This window comes from Neotamlana sargassicola, from assembly GCF_020523965.1.
GTDB lineage: Bacteria > Bacteroidota > Bacteroidia > Flavobacteriales > Flavobacteriaceae > Neotamlana > Neotamlana sargassicola.
Map to the genome: position 1 here is coordinate 58,507 of NZ_JAJAPX010000005.1, position 19,609 is coordinate 78,115.

15 protein-coding genes are annotated in these 19,609 nt (G+C 34.0%); all 15 read left to right on the forward strand.

Translation table 11 applies throughout. The features are described 5' to 3' along the window. The first annotated feature begins 48 nt into the window (after positions 1 to 48). The 15 genes from LG651_RS12250 to LG651_RS12320 all read left to right on the forward strand — a co-directional run bounded on the left by LG651_RS12250 (position 49) and on the right by LG651_RS12320 (position 19,568). Positions 49 to 381: a hypothetical protein gene (locus tag LG651_RS12250; protein ID WP_226696410.1), complete on the forward strand. Its 333-nt coding sequence runs from the start codon at positions 49 to 51 to the stop codon at positions 379 to 381. Positions 382 to 504: 123 nt separating this feature from the next. Further along, positions 505 to 4,839 (forward strand): CusA/CzcA family heavy metal efflux RND transporter, encoded by a 4,335-nt coding sequence (locus LG651_RS12255; RefSeq protein WP_226696411.1) that lies wholly within the window; start codon positions 505 to 507, stop codon positions 4,837 to 4,839. A gap of 4 nt (positions 4,840 to 4,843) precedes the next feature. Then, entirely contained in the window at positions 4,844 to 6,049 is a 1,206-nt protein-coding gene (locus tag LG651_RS12260; protein ID WP_013622779.1) for an efflux RND transporter periplasmic adaptor subunit, read from the forward strand. Positions 6,050 to 6,051: 2 nt separating this feature from the next. Beyond that, a complete protein-coding gene (locus LG651_RS12265; protein WP_054851361.1) occupies positions 6,052 to 6,465 on the forward strand; it encodes a Fur family transcriptional regulator in 414 nt (137 codons plus the stop codon). A gap of 56 nt (positions 6,466 to 6,521) precedes the next feature. Further along, entirely contained in the window at positions 6,522 to 6,884 is a 363-nt protein-coding gene (locus LG651_RS12270; RefSeq protein WP_013622781.1) for a DUF3703 domain-containing protein, read from the forward strand. Further along, a complete protein-coding gene (locus tag LG651_RS12275) occupies positions 6,881 to 8,830 on the forward strand; it encodes a heavy metal translocating P-type ATPase (protein WP_226696412.1) in 1,950 nt (649 codons plus the stop codon). The genes LG651_RS12270 and LG651_RS12275 overlap by 4 nt, the downstream gene beginning before the upstream one ends. Positions 8,831 to 8,902: 72 nt before the next feature. After that, a complete protein-coding gene (locus LG651_RS12280; protein ID WP_226696413.1) occupies positions 8,903 to 9,316 on the forward strand; it encodes an HYC_CC_PP family protein in 414 nt (137 codons plus the stop codon). Positions 9,317 to 9,425: 109 nt separating this feature from the next. After that, positions 9,426 to 13,133, forward strand: a complete 3,708-nt coding sequence (locus LG651_RS12285; protein WP_226696414.1) for an efflux RND transporter permease subunit — start codon at positions 9,426 to 9,428, stop codon at positions 13,131 to 13,133. Further along, a complete protein-coding gene (locus tag LG651_RS12290) occupies positions 13,130 to 14,365 on the forward strand; it encodes a TolC family protein (RefSeq protein ID WP_226696415.1) in 1,236 nt (411 codons plus the stop codon). Before LG651_RS12285 ends, LG651_RS12290 begins: the two co-directional genes overlap by 4 nt. 2 nt (positions 14,366 to 14,367) lie before the next feature. Continuing rightward, positions 14,368 to 15,099, forward strand: coding sequence for a heavy-metal-associated domain-containing protein (locus tag LG651_RS12295; protein WP_226696416.1), 732 nt, complete (start codon positions 14,368 to 14,370; stop codon positions 15,097 to 15,099). Between the two features lie 12 nt (positions 15,100 to 15,111). Next, positions 15,112 to 15,594 (forward strand): DUF305 domain-containing protein, encoded by a 483-nt coding sequence (locus tag LG651_RS12300; RefSeq protein ID WP_226696417.1) that lies wholly within the window; start codon positions 15,112 to 15,114, stop codon positions 15,592 to 15,594. Further along, positions 15,584 to 17,362, forward strand: coding sequence for an efflux RND transporter periplasmic adaptor subunit (locus tag LG651_RS12305; protein ID WP_226696418.1), 1,779 nt, complete (start codon positions 15,584 to 15,586; stop codon positions 17,360 to 17,362). The genes LG651_RS12300 and LG651_RS12305 overlap by 11 nt, the downstream gene beginning before the upstream one ends. 32 nt (positions 17,363 to 17,394) lie before the next feature. Further along, complete coding sequence (locus tag LG651_RS12310; protein WP_215924619.1) at positions 17,395 to 17,889, forward strand: heavy-metal-associated domain-containing protein; 495 nt, start codon at positions 17,395 to 17,397, stop codon at positions 17,887 to 17,889. 823 nt (positions 17,890 to 18,712) lie between these two features. Beyond that, complete coding sequence (locus LG651_RS12315; protein WP_226696419.1) at positions 18,713 to 18,880, forward strand: hypothetical protein; 168 nt, start codon at positions 18,713 to 18,715, stop codon at positions 18,878 to 18,880. A 175-nt stretch (positions 18,881 to 19,055) separates the two neighbouring features. Next, complete coding sequence (locus LG651_RS12320; RefSeq protein WP_226696420.1) at positions 19,056 to 19,568, forward strand: DUF6943 family protein; 513 nt, start codon at positions 19,056 to 19,058, stop codon at positions 19,566 to 19,568. Positions 19,569 to 19,609: the final 41 nt, after the last annotated feature.

The window sequence follows — 19,609 nt, forward strand, 5'->3', positions numbered from 1 at the left end:
TCCATATCAATGTCTATTTTATTCTTTTTTCAAGGGATAAGCATAGATATGGACTTTTGTGGTCCAATTAAAGAAATTTCAAATGTAATTACCCATTATCAAGACCATAAAGTTTATGGAGACTCTTTCTTTGAATATGTAGTTGAAGATTACATTGAGAGCGATGCTAAAAATGAAGAGCATCATCATAACCCAGATAAGGAGAATACACCAGTCCATTCCCATAATCAATGTTGTCACCCTTTGGTATTAATTATTGCGAACAATAATTTGGCTTTAACCAATCGATTAAAGTTTGAAGAGAAAAAACAATATAATTTACATAAAGTAAACTTCACTTCCAGATATTTGGAATCACTTTTCCAGCCACCTAAAGTATAATTCAGTTTTTTAATGGATAGCTATATCCAATTTTGAGCCTAAAGGGTTCATTTCATTTTGTGTAATTCTATTTTCTTATATCAGAATTGTATCGAATAGTTTAACTGAATTAATACATTTTCTATGATTAATAAAATCATTGATTTTTCAATCAATAACAAATTCATTATTGGTTTGCTTACGCTTACCATAATCGGAACAGGTATTTGGAGTATGACCAAAGTGCCAATAGATGCTGTTCCAGATATTACCAATAACCAAGTACAGGTTATAACACAATCCCCCAATTTAGGTACTGAAGATATTGAGCAAATTGTTACTTATCCAATTGAAGTGGCAATGAGCAATCTTCCTGATGTTCAGGAAATAAGGTCAATTTCTCGTTTTGGCTTATCTGTGGTTACTATTGTATTTGATGATGATATGGGAACATATCTACCTCGCCAATTAGTAGCCGAAAAACTAAACAAAGTCAAAGAGCAAATACCTGCTGGATTTGGCGAACCTACAATGGGTCCTATTTCAACAGGTTTAGGAGAGATTTACCAATACACACTAAAAGTTGCACCAGAGTTTAAAGACAAATACAACATTGCAGATTTACGCTCAATGCAAGACTGGATTGTACAGCGTCAAATGGCAATGGTTCCTGGTGTGGTAGAAGTAAACGCTATTGGTGGAAAAATAAAACAATACGAAGTAGCGGTTGACCCAAACGATTTAAATGCTATTGGCCTTACCATTACAGATGTGTTTAATGCACTTGAAGCCAATAATCAAAATACAGGAGGTGCATATATTGAAAAGAACCATCAAGCCAATTTTATTCGTGGTGAAGGCTTGGTGAGAAGTTTAGAGGACATTAAAAAAATCACTGTCAAGAATATTAATAATATACCTGTCACTATTGGCGATATTGCTACGGTACAATTTGGCTCTGCAATTCGTTACGGTGCATTAACCCAAGATGGTGAAGGAGAAGTTGTAGGTGGATTGGTAATGATGCTAAAAGGAGCTAATTCCAATGATGTTATTGCCAATGTAAAAGAGCGAATGACTCAAATTGAAAAGTCGTTACCAGAAGGCGTAATTATTGAACCATTATTAGACCGAAGTAAATTAATTGGCGAAACAACTTCTACAGTAACAACTAACCTTATTGAAGGTGCATTAATCGTCATTTTTGTGTTGGTCTTTTTATTAGGTAATTGGCGAGGAGGTTTAATAGTTGCCTCTACTATTCCATTATCCTTATTATTTGCTTTTATTTTAATGAATGTTTTTGATGTTTGGGTAAACCTAATGAGTTTAGGAGCAATTGATTTCGGAATCATTGTAGATGGTGCTGTAATTATTGTTGAAAGCACTGTTTTTCTTATAGCATCACAAGTTTTGAAAAAGAAACAACTTACATCTAAAGAAAGAGATAAAGTTGCTTCTAATGCTTCAAAAAAGATGATGAATGCTGCCTTCTTCGGTCAGTTGATTATCCTTATCGTTTTTCTACCCATTTTAGCCTTACAAGGTATTGAAGGAAAGATGTTTAAACCAATGGCTTTGACCTTTATTTTTGCTATGATTGGTGCAATGGTACTTTGTTTAACCTATGTGCCAATGATGTCAGCTTTAATATTAAGAGCACCTAAAAACGATAAAAAATCTTATGGAGATAGATTTGTGCATTGGGTTGAAGATAAATACCAACTTTTATTGGTTAGAGCCTTGCGAAAAGGGAAATGGGTAATTGGTATTGCAGTTGTGTTGTTCGGAATAACCGTTTTTATGTTTTCAAGAATGGGTGGCGAGTTCATTCCGCAACTCGATGAAGGTGATATTGCATTTCACGCTATTTTAAAACCAGGTAGTTCACTTACAGAAACTATTGAAACTACTACCAAAATAGAACAAATAGTAAAAGCAAAATTTCCAGAAGTTGATAAAATTGTGAGTCGTATTGGTGTTGCCGAAATTCCAACCGACCCGATGCCTATGGATATTGCCGATGTTTTTGTAATTCTGAAACCTAAAAGTGAATGGACTACTATAGAATCAAAAGATGAATTGATTGAAGCAATGAAAGAAGCAGTTGAAATGGTTCCTGGTGTTAATTATGAGTTTACACAACCTATTGAAATGCGTTTTAACGAGTTATTAGAAGGTGTTCGTGAAGATGTTGCTATAAAACTTTATGGTGAAGACATTGATATTCTATCTCAAAAAGCCGAAGAAATATCTAAAATTATCGCAGGTACTGAAGGTATTGGTGATATGAAAGCGGAAGCCACAATAGGTTTGCCACAAATGACAATCAATTACAACAGGAATAAATTGGCGCAATATGGTCTTCAAATAAATACGCTTAATCAAACCGTACAATCTGCATTTGCAGGTGGTACAGCAGGTGTAATTTTTGAAGGTGAAAAACGCTTCGATTTAGTAGTACGATTAAGCGATCAAAACCGTAAGGATATTTCAGATGTTCAAAACCTGTATATCAATTTACCTTCGGGTGCTCAAATTCCTTTACGTGAAATTGCAGATGTAAGCTATAAAGCAGGACCAATGCAAATCAGTAGAGATAACACCAATAGAAGAACCTATGTAGGTGTTAATGTTAGAGGACGTGATGTAAAATCGTTAGTAACTGAAATTAAATCAAAATTAGATGCACAATTAGAATTACCATCAGGTTATTTTATTCGTTATGGTGGTGCATTTGAAAATTTAGAACGTGCTAGCAACCGATTACAAACCGTTGTGCCTATTGCATTGTTACTCATATTTATACTAATATATTTTGCATTAAAATCTTTACCACAGACCTTAATGATTTACATAGCTATTCCAATGGCAACTATTGGTGGTGTTGTGGCGTTGTGGTTACGTGATATGCCATTTAGTATTTCGGCAGGTGTTGGTTTTATTGTGCTGTTTGGTGTTGCAGTTTTAAATGGTTTGGTAATGATAAGCGGACTCAACGAATTAAAAGAAGAAGGTGTAACCAATCTAAAGGATAGAATAGTTGAAGGTACTAAACGAAGAATCAGACCTATTATGCTAACTGCTTTTACAGATGTATTAGGCTTTCTACCAATGGCTATTTCATCATCAGCTGGTGCAGAAGTACAACGTCCATTGGCAACGGTTGTTATTGGTGGATTATTAACTTCAACTTTGCTTACCTTATTTGTTTTACCAATTTTATATCATTGGGTAGAAAACAAATCTTTTACGTTTAAGCCAAATAAAAAGTTAGTAACAGCAACAGCAGTTGTATTATTACTATTTGGCTTTTCACCACAAAGTAATGCACAAGAGTTGAATGATACAATTCCCGAAATTTCATTACAGGAAGCTGTTAAACTCGCAAAAAGTAATTATCCATTATTGAAGCAAAAGCAGTTGGAAATTACAAAACAAGAACAATTAAAATCGACTGCCTATGATTTCGGAACGACTCAAATTTTTACAGGTGGAGAAGAAATTGATAATGGAAATGGCATCTATACAACCATTGGTATTGGTCAATCAAATATCGATGTATTTGGCATTGGTTCTAAAAAGAAGCTACAAGAACAACGCATTCAATTGGAACAAAAAGCCTTTCAACTTTCCGAGTTGGAATTAGAATTGGAAGTTAAAAAAGCTTGGTCTAATTGCTATCAAATGAAACAAAACTATGATTTGTATAAGGAATTGGATTCCATTTATTCCAAATTCGAGCAAGCAGTAGCTTTAAATTATGAAGTCGAAGCTATTTCTAAATTAGAATATTCGGCAGCAAAAAATCAAGCGTTTCAAATTCAGAATAAAAAAGCGCAAGCCTATAGTAATTATCTTATTGCCTTACAGCAATTCAATTTGTGGTTGGTATCAGAAGAAATTTTTACAGTTTCAGATGAATTTGAGGTAGCGATAGATAGTGATATGGAAACATTCAGTATTGAAAGTCATCCATTGTACAGTATGTCGCAGAACATTGTAGATGAAGCGGAAGCTAAATATAAAGCTGCAAAAGCAGATAATTTGCCAAAGTTCAATCTTCAAGGTGGTTTACAAAAAGTAAATGGCAATTCAGGATTTTACACCTATCAAGCAGGAATTTCAGTTCCGTTTTTATCAGGTTCTAGCAAAGCACAAGTTAGAAGTGCCAGAATTGATAAAGAAATAGCGGAAACCAATGTAGCGTTCAAAAAACAGGAAGTACAATCAAGGTTTGTTCAGGCTAAAGAAAATTATATGAAATGGAAAACATCTTGGGAGTTTTACAAAGACCAAGTTTTACCATTAACAAAAGAGCAAAAAACAGGTGCATTACTGGCATATAGAGAAGGCGAAATTGATTATACTGCATTTACGCAGTTGATAAAAGAAGCAATTCAATCGGAACTGGAAGCACAGACTGCATTAGTAAACTATTTAGAAAGCACATTTCAATTACAATATTTTAATAAATAAGACAATGAAAAACAAAATATATAAAATCCTTACCGTAATGGTGTTAGCCATATTTGTTTCAGCTTGCGGAAATAAAGAAAATCATAACGAGAATGATGGTCATTCCCACGATGAGGAAGAAAAAACAGAAGTTAACGAAGAGCATCACGATGAAGACGAAGTAATGCTTTCACAACAGCAATTCGATGCATTGAAAATGAAAATAGATACGTTAGCATTACGTAATATGAGCGGCTATGTAGAAGCAAACGGAACGTTAGAAGTACCACCACAAAACGAAGCAGCTATTACTACTGTTGTTGGTGCAAATGTCGTTTCAATTGAAGTGATTGAAGGTGATAAGGTTAATAAAGGTCAAGTTGTGGCTTATCTATCGCACCCAAATATCATACAAGCGCAAACGGATTATTTAAACGCTTATAGCAATAGCGAGCTTGCAAAGAAAAATTATGAACGTCAACAAAAATTATACGATGCTGGTGTTGGTTCTGGTGCTAATTTCCAGAAAGCAGAAGCAGAATATCAAGCATCAAAAGCAATGGTTAATGGTTTAGAAGCGCAATTAAGAATACTCAACGTTAACACTACATCAGTTCGCAATGGAACAATTGCACAGCGCATAGCATTGCGAAGTCCAATAGAAGGCTTTGTGCAAAAAGTTGAAGTAAAAACAGGTCAATATGTAGAGCCACAAACCGAATTATTTGAAATTGTAAATACGCATCACGTTCACGCCGATTTAATGGTTTTTGAAAAAGATGTTTATAAAGTACAGAAAGGTCAGAAAGTTAACTTTACGGTACAATCCATACCAGATGCAGAGCTTATCGCAGAAATCTATTCCGTAAGCAAAACCTTTGAGGACAACCCAAAAGCAGTCCACGTTCACGCAGAAATAGAAAACAAAAAAGGTAACTTAATTCCTGGTATGTATATTCAAGGTAAAATTCAAGTAGATAATACCCAAACAAAAGCTTTACCAGAAAGTGCAATTATAAAAGAAGGCGAAAGATATTATGTGTTTTCAGTAGAAAAAGAAAATGACGATTGGAGCTTTAAACCTATCGAAGTTGTGTTAGGCACTAAAGATGGTGATTGGGTATCGGTTCAATTTACTGAAAACATAGAAAGTAATACAAAATTTGCTTATAACAATGCTTATTATCTTAACGCAGAAATGAAAAAAGGAGAAGCAGAACACGCACATTAATTATGGAAACAATAGAACAAGTATTAGAGTCAAAAAATATTCGTGTTACAGCAATGCGTTTGCTTATATATAAGTTTCTTACAGAAAAAGAGGTCGCTGTTACTTTAAGTGATATTGAAAATGCTTTCTCAAAAGCAGACAGAACCACTTTATACAGAACTATTAAAACCTTTGAAGAAAAGGCTATTGTGCATCAAATAGACGATGGTACAGGGATTACAAAATATGCATTATGTGAAAAGGGATGTAATTGTGAAATTGAAACCGATTTGCACTTACATTTCCATTGTAATAATTGCAATGAAACCATTTGCTTAACAGAACATAAAATACCTCAAATAAAAGTGCCAGATGGTTTTGTGTCAGAGAATGTAAATTTGGTGGTAAAAGGTATTTGCGATAAGTGTAGTGTCTAATTATTGCACTTCCATTGCACTTACTATTAAAGTACATTTATCCAAAATTAGAGGATATGAAGTTTAATACTAAAATACCTAAACATCTAAAACAGGCGTATAACCAAGAATTAAAACAATACAGTTTCTGTTTAGAAAATAAGCAGTTTGGTAATGCTTGGTATCATTTAGAACGTAGTCATATAATAGGACAATCTTATCCTATAGAACATACCTATTCACATTGGCTTATGCTAAAGTTTGGATTTAGACAAAAAGATACGAAAGAAGTAATAGGTCAAATAATTAGGTTGCTTGTGGGTGGCTGGAAATCATTTATAAATCACGTTCCACTTGGTAATACTGGTGGAGCAAACGTGCCACCATTAAAACGAATGCCTATTCCCAATGACATTGAAAAATTATTAGATATTAAATGAAAAAAAAGAAAGTCAATTTAAGAGATTTAAAACCAAATTCAGAAGTGCAACACACGCATAATGATGGTCATAATCACGGTAATGGAAGTGCATTCAAAACCTACGTGCCTGCAATAATAAGTTTTACAATGCTTATCATTGGTATAGGTTTAGATTATTTTGATGTTTCATTCTTTAAGGATTGGATTCGTATTGCTTGGTATGGTATTGCATATCTTCCTGTAGGGTTTCCTGTTGTAAAAGAGGGTTGGATTAGTATTAAAAAAGGTGATGTTTTTACAGAGTTCTTTTTAATGTCTATAGCAACCATTGGTGCATTTGTTATTGGTGAATATCCCGAAGGTGTTGCAGTAATGCTATTTTATGCAGTAGGCGAATTATTTCAAAGTGCTGCTGTAAATCGTGCAAAAGGAAATATAAAAGCATTATTAGATGTTAGACCTAAAGAAGCCAATGTATTTCGTGAGGGAGATTATAAAAGTGTTTCGCCTGAAGTTGTCAATATTGGAGAGAAAATTCAAATTCGTGTAGGTGAAAAAATTCCATTGGATGGCATTTTATTATCCGAAAAAGCATCTTTAAATACAGCTGCGTTAACAGGAGAAAGCAAACCAGATTCCATTCAAAAAGAAGCAAAGGTTTACGCAGGTAGTATTAATTTGGAAAGCGTTATTGAAGTTGAGGTAACCAATAAGTTTGAAGACAGTTCTATTGCGAGAATATTAGACTTGGTTCAAAATGCAACAGCACGTAAATCTAAAACAGAATTATTCATCAGACAGTTTGCTCGTATCTACACACCAATTGTAGTGTTTTTAGCTATTGGTGTTACTTTTATACCTTACTTTTTTGTAGATGATTATGTGTTTAGAGATTGGTTATACAGAGCATTAATTTTCTTGGTAATATCTTGTCCTTGTGCGTTAGTGATTTCAATTCCATTAGGATATTTCGGTGGATTGGGAGCAGCTTCAAAAAATGGAATCTTATTTAAAGGTGCTTCATTTTTAGATGCAATGACCAAGATAAATACTTTGGTAATGGACAAAACAGGAACCGTTACCAAAGGTGTTTTTAAAATCAAAGAAGTAAAAGCAATTGGTTGGAATGAAACCGAATTTATGCAATACTTAATGGCGATGGAAGAACAATCCACGCATCCAATTGCTAAAGCCATTTTAGAGTACAAAGCTGAAGGTGAAGATTTTGAAGCACAAGACGTTTCTGAAGTTGCAGGTAAAGGTTTAAAAGGCATTGTAAATGGTAAAACAGTTTTAGTAGGTAATAAAGCCTTAATGACTGCGAATAATATTAATGTTCCAACGGAAACGGAATCTATTGTAGAATCGATAGTGTTGGTAGCAATCGATAATCAATTTGCAGGTTTTGTAGTAATAGCAGATGAATTAAAGGAAGATGCAAAAGAAACAATTACTAATTTACATAAAGTAGGCATTAAAAATATTATGATGCTTTCCGGTGATAAAGATTCCATTACGCAACAAGTCGCTAAAGAGTTGAACATCGAAAATGCTAAAGGTGGTTTGCTACCAGAAGATAAATTAAACGAAGTTGAAATTTTAAAGAAAAATCCTGTAAACAAAGTAGCTTTTATAGGTGATGGTATTAATGACGCACCAGTTTTAGCAGCAAGTAACGTTGGTATTGCAATGGGTGGTTTAGGGAGCGATGTAGCTATTGAAACAGCAGATGTTATCATTCAAACAGACCAACCTTCAAAAGTAGTAAGAGCCATTAAAATAAGTCGTTCTACACGTAAAATTGTTTGGCAGAATATCATTTTAGCATTTGGTGTTAAAGTTATTGTCTTAATTTTAGGAGCAGGTGGTTTAGCTACAATGTGGGAAGCAGTTTTTGCAGATGTAGGAGTAGCATTATTAGCAATTTTAAATGCAGTTAGATTACAACGAATGAGTTGGGATTAAGCAGATTAGTCAATTAAACTTCTGTTAAACAAAATCAATAGTTGTAAAATTTTTATACATTTGCAATTAGATATGAAGCAAATTTTCCATAAAATAATGTCTTTAGTAATGGCTTTTGTAGTGTTATTCTCTACAATGTCATTTACTGTGAATATGCATTATTGCGGAGATACTTTAGTAGAAACTGCTATTTTTCATAAGGCCAAAGGGTGCGGAATGGAAATGGAAAAGCCTTCAACCGAAGGATGTTCTATTACCAAGAAAAATTGTTGTGATGATGAACAATTAGCAATTGAAGGTCAAGACGAATTACAATTGCAAGTTGACAAAATCACGTTTGAGCAACAAGTATTCGTCGCTTCATTTGTTTACACTTATATTAACCTTTTTGAAGGTTTAGATAACAATGTATCTTCTTTTGAAGAATACAAACCACCACTCGTCATAAAACAAATCTTCAAGATTGACGAGACTTATTTAATTTGATTTTTAAACAATAGACTCTTTTATCCTATGACAGCAATGTTGTAAGGATAATTTGCTGTATTCGGTGTTGTCGTAACACCAATGTCTAACTGTTTAATAATCAAAGCCAATGCTCAATAAAAGCATCAAATTTTTAATAGAAAACAAACTCGTAGCAGTTCTGCTACTCGTCCTTTTTGTAGGATGGGGAACGGTTAATGCACCTTTTAATTGGGATACAGGTTTCTTACCAAGCAATCCTGTTGCTGTAGATGCCATACCAGATATAGGCGAAAACCAACAAATCGTTTTTACTAAATGGGATGGTCGCTCACCACAAGATATAGAAGACCAAATCACCTATCCACTCACAACATCTTTACTCGGTATTCCAGGTGTAAAAACCATTCGTAGTTCCTCTATGTTCGGTTTTTCAAGTATCTATATCATTTTTGAAGAAGACATAGAATTTTACTGGAGTAGAAGTCGTATTCTCGAAAAACTTAATTCCTTACCAAGTGGTTTATTGCCCGAAGGTGTTAATCCTGCTTTGGGTCCAGATGCAACAGGATTAGGACAAATATTTTGGTACACTTTAGAAGGTCGTGACAAAAACGGAAATGTAACTGGTGGTTGGGATTTGCAAGAGTTACGCAGTATTCAGGATTACTATGTAAAGTATGCGTTGTCCTCTGCAAGTGGTGTTTCAGAGGTTGCTTCTATTGGTGGCTATGTTCAGGAGTATCAAGTAGACGTAAATCCAGAACTAATGCGTCAGTATAATATTGGATTGCATCACGTTGTAAAAGCGGTTAAGGAAAGTAATAAGGATATTGGTGCACAGACTTTGGAAATTAACCAAGCCGAATATTTAGTTCGTGGTTTGGGTTATGTGAAATCCATTTCAGACATCGAAAATGCAGTAGTCACTTCAGAAGATTATACTTCAATTAGGATAAAGGATATTGGTAAAGTTTCATTAGGTCCTGCAACAAGACGTGGTTTATTAGATAAAGAAGGTGCAGAGGTTGTTGGTGCTGTTGTGGTGGCTCGTTATGGCGCAAATCCAATGGAAGTCATTAATAATGTAAAAGAGAAAATTAACGAGTTAAGCGCAGGTTTACCTTCGAAAGTATTAGCGAATGGTAGAACCTCACAAGTAACCATAGTGCCTTTTTATGACAGAACAGAATTGATACAAGAAACATTAGGCACACTTAACGAAGCCTTAACTCTTGAAATATTGATTACCATTTTAGTAATAATTATTATGGTGTTTAATCTACGAGCTTCCGTATTAATTTCTGGACTATTACCTGTTGCAGTTTTAATGGTATTTATTGCAATGAAACTCTTTGGTGTAGATGCCAACATTGTCGCTTTATCAGGTATTGCTATTGCTATCGGTACAATGGTCGATGTTGGTGTCATACTATCAGAAAATATTATTCGGCATTTAGATGAAGATGATGGAACTCAATCCATTAATACGGTAGTTTATAACGCAACAGCTGAAGTGTCTGGCGCAATCGTAACCGCAGTTATGACAACTATTATCAGTTTCATTCCTGTATTTACTATGATTGGTGCGGAAGGAAAACTATTCAGACCATTAGCCTTCACAAAAACTTTTGCACTAACAGCTTCTATAATCGTAGCATTATTTTTAATTCCACCGTTTACTGCATTTTTATTCAGAAAGAAAAACATTAAAAGCACTTTTAAATATGTTTTAAATGGTGTTTTAATAGCATTTGGAATCGTAGCCATAGTCTATGGATATTGGATAGGATTAATTTTAATTGCGTTTGGGATTACAGCACTTCTCAATCTTCAAAGTAAGATAAAAGACAAGCAAGCTAACCTTATTAATATTATCATTTCTGTATCAGCTATTGTGTTCTTGTTAGCCGAATATTGGAGACCGTTAGGCGTTGATAAAAGCATTTTTTGGAATCTCATTTTTGTGAGTGTTATTTGCTTTGGTTTATTAGGTGTTTTCTCATTATTTATCAAATATTACACACGTATTTTAAGGTGGTGTTTAGATAATAAGTTGCTCTTTTTGTCTGTCCCAACAGCTATTGTCATTGCAGGTTTTTTCATTATGAAAAATACAGGCAAAGAGTTTATGCCCTCATTAAATGAAGGCTCATTTCTACTAATGCCAACCTCGATGCCTCATTCTGGCGTAGAAGAAAACAAGCGTGTTTTACAGCAATTGGATATGGCTGTCGCCAGTATTCCAGAGATTGAAACCGTAGTTGGTAAGGCAGGAAGAACAGAATCAGCTTTAGACCCAGCACCACTATCAATGTACGAGAATATGATTCAGTATAAACCAGAATATATGCTGAATGAAAACGGAGTACGCCAACGCTACAAAATAAATGATGATGGCTTCTTTGAATTGAAGGATGGTCGTTTGGTTTCTAATCCTAATAATTCCGAAAACATCATTTTTAGCACTATAAAAAGGTCTCAATTAATTGAAGATGATGATGGCGAGTACTATCGTAATTGGCGACCAAAAATTGAATCACCAGACGATATTTGGAATGAAATCGTAAGAGTTACAAAGTTACCAGGTGTTACATCTGCACCAAAACTACAACCTATTGAAACCCGATTGGTAATGCTTCAAACAGGAATGCGAGCACCAATGGGAATTAAAGTTAAAGGTCAAGACTTAAAGCAAATAGAAGCGTTTGGAGTGCAATTAGAAAACATCATCAAGGAAGCTGAAGGTGTTAAAAAAGAAGCTGTTTTTGCAGACCGTATTGTTGGTAAACCCTATTTGTTAATTGATATTGATAGAGAGAAAATTGCACGTTATGGCATTTCGATACAAGATGTTCAAGATGTATTAAAAGTAGCAGTTGGCGGTATGGTATTAACGCAAACGGTAGAAGGTCGTGAGCGATATGGTGTACGAGTACGATACCCAAGAGAATTACGAGCAAACCCAACCGACTTACAACAGATTTATGTGCCAGTTGAAAAAGGTAGTCCTATGCCATTAAGCGAATTGGCAACTATAAGATACGAACAAGGTCCACAAGTCATTAAAAGTGAAGACACCTTTTTAGTTGGCTATGTCTTATTTGATAAAATGGATGGTTTTGCTGAAGTAAGCGTTGTTGAAAATGCACAAGTACTAATCCAAGAAAAGATAGATTCTGGTGAGCTAATTGTACCAAAAGGAATCAACTATGCATTCACAGGAACTTACGAAAATCAATTAAGAGCAGAAAAAACTTTGTCGGTTGTTGTGCCTTTAGCATTGGCCATCATTTTCTTAATTCTGTATTTCCAATTCCGTTCTGTAGGGACATCACTAATGGTATTCACAGGTATCGCAGTAGCGTTTGCAGGTGGTTTTATAATGATTTGGCTCTATGGTCAAGGTTGGTTTTTAAACTTCAATTTCTTTGGTGAAAACCTACGCGATTTATTCCAAATGCACCCAATCAATTTAAGTGTTGCAGTTTGGGTTGGGTTTATTGCACTCTTCGGTATAGCAACCGATGATGGTGTAGTAATGGCAACCTATTTAACCCAAACTTTCGATAGAAACACACCAGATAATAAAAAGGAAATTAGAGCATCAGTTGTTGAAGCAGGAGAAAAACGAATCAGACCGTGTTTAATGACTACAGCTACTACAATTTTGGCATTATTACCAGTATTAACCTCTACAGGTCGAGGAAGCGATATAATGATACCTATGGCAATACCAAGTTTTGGTGGAATGCTTATAGCCTTAATAACCTTATTTGTTGTTCCAGTATTATATAGCTGGAAAGCCGAATTTCAACTTAAAAGAACTGTAAAATGAAACACATAAAATCACACATAAAAACAGTCTTTATTCTTTGTTCGTTATTCTTTGTTCTCAAAGGAAATGCACAACAATTAGAAGTACTCATAGATGAAGCCTTAACAAACAATCCAGAAATTCAAAAGTTTGAGTTACAATACAAAAGAGCTTCCGAAAAAGTAAACGAAGTCAATACCATTCCTAATACCGAATTTGGTGTTGGTTACTTTGTAAGTGAACCGGAAACCAGAACAGGTGCACAACGCTTTAAAGTATCTGCTAAACAAATGTTACCGTGGTTCGGAACCATTACATCGAGAGAAAACTATGTAAGTTCATTGGCAGATGCTAAATACGAGGACATTGTTATCGCAAAGCGAAAACTAATGGCTTCGGTATCGCAATCTTACTACAATCTATATGCTAACAAAGCAAAGCAAGAGGTCTTAACTGAAAACATTAAACTATTAGAAACTTATGAGACGTTGGCATTAACTTCTGTTGAGGTTGGTAAAGCATCCGCAGTAGATGTGTTGCGATTGCAAATGCGCCAAAACGAAATGCAACAATTAAAAGATGTATTGCAACAACAATTTTTAGCAGAACAAACTAACTTCAATAATCTATTGAATAGAGATAACGATGTTACCGTGAATGTGGTAGATAGTTTAATGATACCTTCAGAAGACTTTGATATTACTTCTGAAAATTTAGCATTACATCCTGAATTACTAAAATATGATAAGCTCTATCAATCCATAGAGCAATCAGAATTATTAAATCAAAAAGAAAGCAGTCCAATGATTGGTTTTGGATTAGATTATATCAATGTTGCTGAAAGACCTAATATGGATTTTAGTGATAACGGAAAGGATATTGTAATGCCAATGGTTTCGGTATCTATCCCAATTTTCAATAAGAAATATAAATCCCAAACCAAGCAAAATGAGTTGCAACAACAAGAAATTACTGCCCAAAAACAGGAACGTTTAAATGCTTTGGAAACGCTTTTAGACAAAGCGAATAACGAACGCATTTCTGCAAGAATAAGTTATGCTACCCAAACCAAAAACCTACAGCAAGCCAAAGATGCAGAAGACATTTTAATCAAAAGCTATGAAACAGGAACGATTGATTTTAATGATGTTTTGGATATTCAAGAGTTGCAACTAAAGTTTCAAATCAATCAAATAGAGTCAATTAGAACTTATTATGTTCAATCAACGATTATTAATTATTTAACACAGTAATAATGAAACATACATATAAAATATCAGGAATGACCTGTAACAACTGTAAGGCTTCCGTCGAGAAATATTTAAGTGAAATAGACCACGTATCAGAGGTGTCTGTTAATCTTGAAAAAGGTGAGGCAGAAGTGAAAATGAATAAACATATTTCAACTGATATACTACAAAAAGCATTACCAGAAAAGTATACTTTATCTGAAAAGAATGAGAAGAATGTGTTTGCATCTTCAAGTATGTCGGCAATGCCAATGGAAGAAGAAAAAAGCAAGTTACAACAATTAAAACCACTCTTGCTTATCATCTTTTATATCGCAACAGCAAGTATATTATTACATTATAAAGATTGGAGATGGAACGCGTTTATGCTTGACTTTATGGGGTTGTTTTACATCGTATTTAGCTTCTTTAAAATGCTCGATTTAAAAGGTTTTCCAGAATCCTTTCGTATGTACGACCCTTTAGCTAAACGTGTTCCTTTTTATGGGAAAGTTTATCCATTTATTGAAACAGCTTTAGGTTTAATGTTCTTAATGCGATTTGAAGTGAACATTGCTTTAATAGTAACACTTGTGGTTTTAGGGCTAACTACAATAGGAGTCACAAAAACCCTTTTAGATAAAAAAGCTATCAGATGTGCCTGTTTAGGTACAGCCCTGAAGTTACCAATGACAGAAGCTACTTTTATCGAGAATGCCATAATGATAGTTATGGCAAGTTTAATGTTAATTTTTTAAAATAAATTAATTATGAAAAATCCAAAAGAACACTCAAACAAAGGAAATTACAAAACCTTCTTTATAATGTTGGCTTGCTCATTTGTAGCAATGTACATAACGATGTATTTAAACACCTATTCCATAGACCACGTATGGTTTAGTTTAACACGATTCTATATGACGTGTTTAGGAATTTCAACAATGGCAGTAATAATGTGGTTTTTTATGCGAAAAATGTATAATGATAAAAAGAAGAATATCGCAATACTTGCAGGTAGTTTTATACTGTTTGTAGGTGCATTAGGGTTGGTAAGAACACAAGCACCAATTATTGATGATGTCCTTTGGATGAAAGCAATGATACCACATCATTCTATCGCTATTTTAACAAGTGAAAGAGCAGATATTCAAGACCCAGAAGTTAAGAAATTAGCAGAAGACATTATAAAAGCACAACGTAAAGAAATAGAAGAAATGAAAGCAATGATAAAACGATTAGAGAATGAAAAATAATAAAATAGTCATATATATTGGCATACTCGTAGTAGGTGTGTTATTGGGTTGGTTGCTTTTTGGTGGTTCATCAAAAAAAGATACAGAACATAATCACGATGCGGTTGCAGAAACTAATCAACTATGGACGTGTTCTATGCATCCACAAATTATGCAACCAGAATCAGGCGATTGTCCTATTTGTGGTATGGATTTAATTCCTGCTGATGGTGGAAGTGATGGTTTATTAGCAGACCAATTCAAATTGACTGAAAACGCAATGGCTTTAGCTAATATTCAAACATCTATTGTTGGTAAAGGCAATGTTGAAGGCAATACTATCAAATTATCTGGTAAAATTGCTGAAAACGAAGAAGCCAATGCAGTACAGGTAAGTTATTTCGCTGGAAGAATTGAACGTTTGAATGTGAGTTTTACAGGCGAAGAAGTTCGTAAAAGTCAATTATTGGCAACCATTTATTCGCCAGAACTCTATGCCGCGCAACAAGAATTAATTACTGCAGCATCTTTAAAAGAATCACAACCTGCTTTATACAAAGCAGTCCGTAATAAACTGAAATTATGGAAGCTCTCTGACAATCAAATCAATCAGATTGAAGAAACAGGAAAAGTAAAAGAAAACTTTCCTGTGTATGCAACCGTTTCAGGAACTGTCACAGAAAAATTGGTAGAGCAAGGCGATTACATTAAACAAGGACAACCCTTACTTAAAATTGCTAATCTAAACACGGTTTGGGGAAATTTTGATGTGTATGAAAATCAGATTGACCGCTTTAAAAAAGGACAGGAAGTGATGATAACAACCAATGCTTATCCTAATAAAGAGTTTAAAGGTAAAGTAGATTTTATAGACCCAGTTTTAAACAACAAAACAAGAACTGTAACCTTGCGTGTGGTACTAAATAATAAGGATGATGTTTTTAAACCAGGAATGTTTGTAACCGCAAATATTGAAGGCAATACAGCTAAAAATGACGAAGTATTAACAATTCCTGCATCTGCTGTTATGTGGACAGGTGAACGTTCTGTAGTGTACCTCAAAACAAATCCAGACCAACCTATTTTTGAAATGGTTGAAATTAAATTAGGCAATCAAATTGGTAATGAATATGAAGTTGTAGAAGGTATATTTGCTGGAAATGAAATAGTGACTAACGGAACATTTACGGTTGATGCAGCTGCACAATTACAAGGCAAAAAGTCTATGATGAATAAAGAAGGTGGTAAAGTAATGACGGGACACGAAGGTCATTTAGGTATGGATAACAATGCTTCTAACAAAGAAAGTGACCACACTAATATGAATGAGCGTTTGAAAGTGTCAGCGAAATTTCAAGAGCAGTTAAAAGCTGTTTTCAATGCGTATATCAATTTAAAAGATGCTTTAGTAAAAGAAGATTCAAAAAGTACTTCAGCAAACGCAACAACTTTATTAAATAAATTGAACAAAGTAGATATGAAATTGTTGTCAGATAATAAGGCGCATAACCATTGGATGTCATTAGAAAGCGAAATAAAATCTTCTGCAACCTCAATTTCTGAAACATCCGATATAAAATCACAAAGAGACCATTTCAAACATTTATCATCACATCTAATCAATGCTGTTCAACTATTTGGTATCAATGAAAAGGTCTATGTAGAATTTTGTCCAATGTCAGATAACAACAATGGTGCATATTGGTTGAGTAAAGAAGAAAAAGTAATCAATCCATACTTTGGCGAAGCAATGCTAACCTGTGGTGAAGTAAAACAAGTAATAGAATAAAAAATCAAGTAATAACAATTAAATTTGAAACAATGAATTTTTCAAAGAAAAATCACGAACACAAAAACAAAAATGTAATCGACGTGAGTAAAAAAGTAATTTTAAGTGTAGCTGTAATAGCAGCATTAGGTTTTACAAGTTGTAAAAACGAAACCAAAAAAGAAACAGAAACCACAACTACTGAAATGTCAAAAGATATGGCAATCACAGACCTGTCTTTTGGTGTAAGAGGAAATTGCGGAATGTGTAAAAACACTATCGAAGAAGCAGCTAACGGTGTTGAAGGCGTAGCAAGTGCTAATTGGGATGTCGATAAAAAGAAGATTGACGTGTCTTTTGATGATACAAAAACCGATGCAATGGCAATCCATAAAGCAATCGCAGCTTCAGGATATGATACCGAAAAAATTGCAGGTGATGAAGAAGCATATGATGGTTTACCAGGTTGCTGTAAATACGACCACGAAATGATGATGAATCAATCTGGTGAAGAAAAAAGTGATGACCATTCAAATCACGACCATTAAGCAATAATGAAAGAGTCTTTTTCGGAAGGCTCTTTTTTTATTCCCCACAACCCAAAACCCAGTTTTTTCGTACCTCAAAATCCTCTGTCTTTTGTGTTGTTCCGCACGCCAATACATAATTGGTTTTATGTCATAATACTTGTAGCCAGCGCTATAATAGCACATTTCTTTTTTTATTTAAAAGTATCCATTTTAATAAATTGGTACAATAAAAAAGCAAAGAGCTATTGCCAACGTTCAAAACAACTATTCCGCCACAAAACCAATCCCAAGCTATGTTACATAATAGAAGTTATAGGAGCAAAAATCCTTTCAGAGGTTGCCTACGGCGTGTTATTATATTTTCGTCGCTATAACTGCTATTATGTAAAATATCCGCTATTCCAACGCTCACATTGGAATATAAAACCACATTTGGCACTATATTGAATCAGTAGTAATTTAAAGTAGGTTAGTATATAAGTTATCTCATTCATCTGCACAAAACCATCGTTAAGTCCAAGTATTCCTTACCTCAAGTCTTTGTTTGTTTCATTTCGTTAACAAATATTAAAGACCACTTTTCCCCACCACCCAAGTCAGCGGTTATAAAAAAATAGGTTTATAATATGTAGTATTACGCCATAGCACATTACTTTTTATCGTGCCTCAAAAAAGCAATAAGCTATTGTCTAAAAGTCCTGTATAAGTAGCTTGTTTAAATGCTGTTTTATCAAACAACTATTTAAAACGCTACCCATACAAACGCTTCATCCAACACTCAATAACAAAATGCAACCTATTTTTTTAAGTGTTAATTCCCCAGAAAAGTTATATTTAATGTATGAAAAAACTGATTGAATCATTATTTGATTTATTCTTTCCTCACGATATAGATGAAAACGGTAATAAAATCGAAAATCCTGAAGGAGACGATTCTTATTCTACAAAATTTTTCACAATAGTTATATTGATAATAATAGTAATATTTGCATTTATAGGATTAAAATAAAAAAAGGTAGCAAATATATGTGGCTACCTCTGCCAACCGCACAAGGCTATAAAGGTCAAGCCCTACGGGTTTTGAATAAAACTTTTTTCAAGACCCTTTTTCTTTTGATTTAGACATTCAACTCAAAAAACTTTTATCCAAAAACCTTGACAGCCTTACCCACGCCACAACAACTATGGCTATCTTTTTTCTTTTCAAAAAAAATAATGGCGCGAAGCGTAGCGAAGCAATTTTAAATTGGATAGCTATGTCAACTTTTAAACTGAAAACACATCGAGCAGGAAAAACTTACTCAAACCCTCATTTTTTTATACTAAACAAAGGGCTAAACAGCGGAAAACCACTCTTAAAATCCTGTGCTAACTGTTTCGTTGTCACTACTACAACAGAAGAGGTAAAACACACACTTTTTCACTTATCTATGATGTTACAAATAGGCGGTTTTTACGCTTACTATTTAAAAGGAAGTGTTATTCCGTTTATTTCAATAGATGATTGCAGAAATACTCTAAAAAATAGTTTTACATCATTAATAAATAATGAATTTCAATTGCAAAAGCATATTAATATTGTGTCAGTAATTAGTAAAAAAGAAGCCGAACTTCAAAAAGTCATTTCAAAAATGGCAGATTTGAAAGTATCATACATTCAAAGTTTATTTTCTAAAATGCAAAAAGAAGCAATCTAAAGCAACAAAATCCATATCTAACGAATAGCATAAAATTTGCT